The sequence below is a fragment of the Rudaea sp. genome, assembly GCF_036383415.1.
GTDB lineage: Bacteria > Pseudomonadota > Gammaproteobacteria > Xanthomonadales > Rhodanobacteraceae > Rudaea.
The window spans coordinates 1-4,571 of record NZ_DASVOK010000271.1 but is presented as its reverse complement, the minus strand read 5'-3'; the positions used below and the strand labels follow the sequence as shown (position 1 = coordinate 4,571).

General features: G+C 65.5%; 3 protein-coding genes. 2 read left to right on the top strand and 1 reads right to left on the bottom strand.

From position 1 onward, the window contains the following. Window positions 1-48 precede the first annotated feature (48 nt). Entirely contained in the window at window positions 49-741 is a 693-nt protein-coding gene (locus VF497_RS10065; protein WP_330888244.1) for a glutathione S-transferase, read from the top strand. A 111-nt stretch (window positions 742-852) separates the two neighbouring features. On the opposite strand, the gene fabV is transcribed toward VF497_RS10065, so the two are convergent. After that, window positions 853-2,049 carry an enoyl-ACP reductase FabV gene (gene fabV, locus VF497_RS10060; RefSeq protein WP_330888242.1) on the bottom strand — a complete coding sequence of 399 codons (1,197 nt, stop codon included), beginning with the start codon at window positions 2,047-2,049 and terminating at the stop codon, window positions 853-855. A 226-nt stretch (window positions 2,050-2,275) separates the two neighbouring features. Between fabV and VF497_RS10055 the strand changes: the two genes are divergently transcribed. Next, window positions 2,276-4,571: penicillin-binding protein 1A (locus tag VF497_RS10055; RefSeq protein WP_330888240.1), on the top strand; the 2,296-nt coding region annotated here is incomplete at its 3' end.

Here is a 4,571-nt window from a genome sequence, read left to right as displayed (position 1 = left end):
CGCGCTTTCCGCCTGCACGGCCGCTGCGCCGCGCCGCCGCGTCGCCGCTTGGCGGAGCGCGAACGCGCCGCGCGCCGACGTTACACCTCCTTCCCAACCCTCTTATTCAGAGGACTCATGCTGCGGATACTCGGCAAGGCTTCATCGATCAACGTGCGCAAGGTGCTGTGGACGTGCGCGGAACTCGGGCTCGCGTTCGAGCGGGAAGACTGGGGCGCGGGCTTTCGCGCGACGAACGATCCCGCGTTTCTCGCGCTCAATCCGAACGCGATGGTTCCCGTCATCGAGGACGGCGATTTCGTGCTGTGGGAGTCGAACTCGATTATTCGCTACCTCGCCGGCCGTTATCGCGGCGAGTCGCTCTATCCGGGCGACGTCCGCGAGCGCGCCCGCTGCGACCAGTGGATCGACTGGCAGGCGAGCGAACTGAACCGCTCGTGGAGCTACGCGTTTCTTGCGCTCGTGCGCCACTCGCCGGCACACCGCGATCCGCAGCAGATCGAGGCATCGCGGGCGAACTGGGCGAGGCAAATGGCAATCGTGGAAGCGCAGTTGCGGCGCACGGGCGCGTTCATCGCGGGCGGGGCTTTTTCGCTCGCCGATATTCCGATCGCGCTGTCGGTGAACCGCTGGCTGGAAACGCCGTTCGAACACGACGATCTGCCCGCGGTTGCCGCTTATATGGCGCGCCTCGCCGAGCGCGAAGGGTATCGGGCGTATTGCCGCAACGGCACGCCGTAAGCGCTGTTGGCGCCGAAGGAGAGGACAGACAAAATAAAAACGGGGCCACCAAGGCCCCATAACCGCTGTCGCCAGAATTCAGCGACAACTCAGCAGCGACTCAGCACGGACTCAAACCTGAACCAGCCCCGGAATCTGCACATCGGGATTGACGTCGGCCTCATAATCCACGCCCGCGATCTCGAACCCGAATAGTCGCAGGAAATCGGTCTTGTAGCCGGCGAAGTCGGTCAGTTCGTAAATGTTGTCGTTGTCCACCTGGTTCCACATCGCCTGCACGCGGTTCTGCACGTCCGGGTCGAGTTCCTTGTAGTCGGCGCGCAGGCGTCCTTCGTCGTCCAGGTGCGGCGTCGCGCCGTACAGGCTCTCCTTGTAGAGCCCGTAGACCTGCTCGATGCAGCCTTCGTGCGTGCCTTTTTCCTTCATCACCTTGAAAAGCAGCGACAGATAGAGCGGCATCATCGGAATAGCGGAACTCGCTTGCGTGACCACCGCCTTCAGCACCGAGACGCGCGCGTCGCCGCCCTTGGCCGCGAGCTTCGCGCGAATGCCGAGCACTTTCTGGTCGAGGTCTTTTTTCGCCGCGCCGATCGAGCCGTTCCAGTAGATGTCGTGCGTGATCTTTTCGCCGAGGTAGGTGAACGCGGTTGTTTTCGCGCCGTCCGCGAGCACGCCGGCGTCGGCGAGCGCGTCGATCCACATCTGCCAGTCTTCGCCGCCCATCACCGCGACGGTGTGATCGATTTCGGTTTGCGTGGCCGGTTCGAGCACGGTTTCCTTGATGACTTCCTTGTCCGTGTCGATGCCGCGCAGGTTGACCGCGCGGCCGACCGGCTTCAGCGTGGAGGTGAACACTTCGCCGGTTTTCGGATGCGTGCGCTTGGGCGCGGCGAGGCTGTACACGACCAGATCGACCTGGCCGAGATCGCGCTTGATGATCTCGATGGTGCGCGCCTTCACTTCGTCGGAAAACGCGTCGCCGTTGATGCTCGTCGCGTACAGGCCTTCGGCGCCGGCGAATTTTTCGAAGGCCGCCGTGTTGTACCAGCCGGCCGTGCCGGCCTTGGTTTCGCTGCCGCCGCGTTCGAAGAACACGCCGAGCGTGGCCGCGCCGCAGCCGAACGCCGCGCTGATGCGCGCCGCCAGGCCGTAGCCCGTGGATGCGCCGATCACGAGCACCTTCGTCGGGCCGTTGGCGATGGGACCGCGTGCCTTGACGTAGTCGATCTGTTCCTTGACGTTGGCCTCGCAGCCGGTCGGATGGGTGGAGACGCAGATAAAGCCACGCACGCGCGGTTTGATGATCATGAAGCACCTCTTGTCGGAATTGGCGACATTATAGTGGCCCGCGATCGTCCCGGCGCGGCGCGCGGGATCGGCCGCGCGTCGCCACGATTGGGCACGAGCAGGCACGAGCAGGCACGAGCAGGCACCTTCCGCGGTGCCCGCGCCGCAAAAGTTCGCCGGCGCCGCACATCTTGGTAGGATTCAGCCTTTCCAGCAGACGGTAGCCAGTGTGAAGCGCCTTATTCCCATGTTTCTGGACGCCCTCGAAAAAGGGCTGACCCGCGCGAATCCGCTTGTCGCACAAGCATGGTGGCACGTGCGCCATCCGACCCCGCGCGGCGTGCTGAAGGCGTGCGCGGCGCTGCCGCTGGTGTTCGTGCTGTATGTGCTGATCCTGATTCCGTTCACGCCGGGCATCGGCGACATTCGCAAGGCCAAGATCGAGCAGCCCGCGCAGATTCTCTCGGCGGACGGCAAGCTGCTCGCCGAATTCAAGCCGTCGAACCGCGAGTGGGTGAAGCTCAAGGACATCTCGCCGAATGTGGTGAACGCGCTGATCGCCACCGAAGACCATCGCTTCTATCAGCATTTCGGGCTCGACTGGCGGCGCACGGCGTCGGCCGCGCTGCACACGTTTTCCGGCAACCGCCAGGGCGGCTCGACCATCACGCAGCAACTCGCGCGCAATCTGTACCCGGACGAAATCGGCCGAGCGCCGACGCTCACGCGCAAGCTGAAAGAGGCGATCACCGCGTTCAAGATCGAGGCGCTCTACACGAAGGACGAGATTCTCGAAACCTACCTGAACACGGTGCCGTTCCTGTACAACGCGTACGGCATCGAAATGGCGGCGCGCACGTACTTCGACAAATCCGCGTCGGACCTGAACGTGCTCGAAAGCGCGACGCTCGCGGGCATGCTGAAGGGCAACAGTTACTACAACCCGGTGCTCAATCCCGAGCGTGCATTGCAGCGGCGCAATACGGTGCTCGCGCAGATGGTGAAGTACGGCAAGCTCACGCCCGCCGCGTTCGAGACGCTCAAGCGCCGGCCGCTGCGCATCGATTTCGAACGGCGGACCGAGCCGCCCGGTCCCGCGCCGCACTTCGCGCAGCAATTGCGCAAGTGGCTCGCCGCGTGGGCCGATCGCAACGACTACAACATGTATGCCGACGGCCTCGTGGTGCGCACCACGATCGATTCGCGCCTGCAAACCATGGCGACGCAGGCGGTGACCTTGCAGGGCAACCAGCTGCAAGGCATCGCCAATGCGGCTTGGGGCAGCCGCGTCGGCTGTTCGAACGGCAAGGAACTGCTCGCGACCTTCCTGCGCGAAACGCCCGATTATCGCGCCGCGAAAGACGCGGGCCTGAGCGACGACGACGCGCTCAAGCGCGTGTCGTCCGACCGCCGCCTCGTGCAGTCGGTCTGCGAATCCAAGACGCGCGTGCAGGCCGATTTCCTCGCGATGGACCCGCGCAACGGCCAGATCAAGGCGTGGGTGGGCAGCCGCGATTTCAGCCAGGACCCGTTCGACCACGTGCAGCAGGCGCGCCGTCAGCCGGGCTCGACCTTCAAGCCGTTCGTCTACGCGGCGGCGTTCGAGGCGGGCGCGAAGCCGAGCGACACGTTCCTCGATCAGCCGGTCGAAATCCAGTTGACGGGCGGCGAGGTCTGGCGTCCGAGCGACGAGGACGAGCCGAGCGAGCGCCCGATCACGCTGCGCGACGGTCTCGCCTATTCCCGCAACCGGATCACCGCGCAACTGATGCAAACCGTCGGCCCGAACAAGGTTGCGCGGCTCGCGCGCGCCATGGGCGTGCGCGACAGCCCGCTCGAGACGGTGCCGTCGCTCGCGCTGGGCACGAGCCCGGTCACGCTGAAGGAAATGGTGTCGGCTTACAGCACGATTGCCAACCTCGGCGGCTACGTGGAGCCGGTGATGGTCACGCGAATCGAGAATCGCAAGGGCGACGTGCTGGCCGAATTCGCTCCGGCGCCGCCGCAACAGGAACTGCCCGCGGACACTGCACGCACGCTCGTCGACGTGATGCGCGACGTCGTGAGCCGCGGCACGGGTGCGGCGATCCGCAGCCGCTTCGGTGTGCGCGGCGATCTGGCGGGCAAGACCGGCACGACGCAGGGCAACGCGGACGGCTGGTTCATCCTGATTCATCCGCAGCTGGTGGCGGGCGCGTGGATCGGTTTCAACGACAGCCGCGTCACGCTGCGCAGCGATTACTGGGGGCAGGGCGCGCACAGCGCATTGCCGATTGTGGGCGATTTTTTCCAGCGCGCCGAGCGCTCGAAGCTGATCGACACGCGCGTGAAGTTCGCCACCGATCAGCAGCCGGGCTGGTTTGCCGCGCGCTCCGAAAGGCTGCGCGACTGGTTCCGCAATCTGTTCCCGTCGACATCGACGGTCAAGCCCGAGGCGCCCGTCGCGGCTCGCGGCGCGGCGCGGCGCGCGCCGGTGGTGACTGCGTCGGAATCCGCGTCGGAATCTGGGTCGAGTTCGGCGGCGTCGGCCGCTGCTGCGTCCG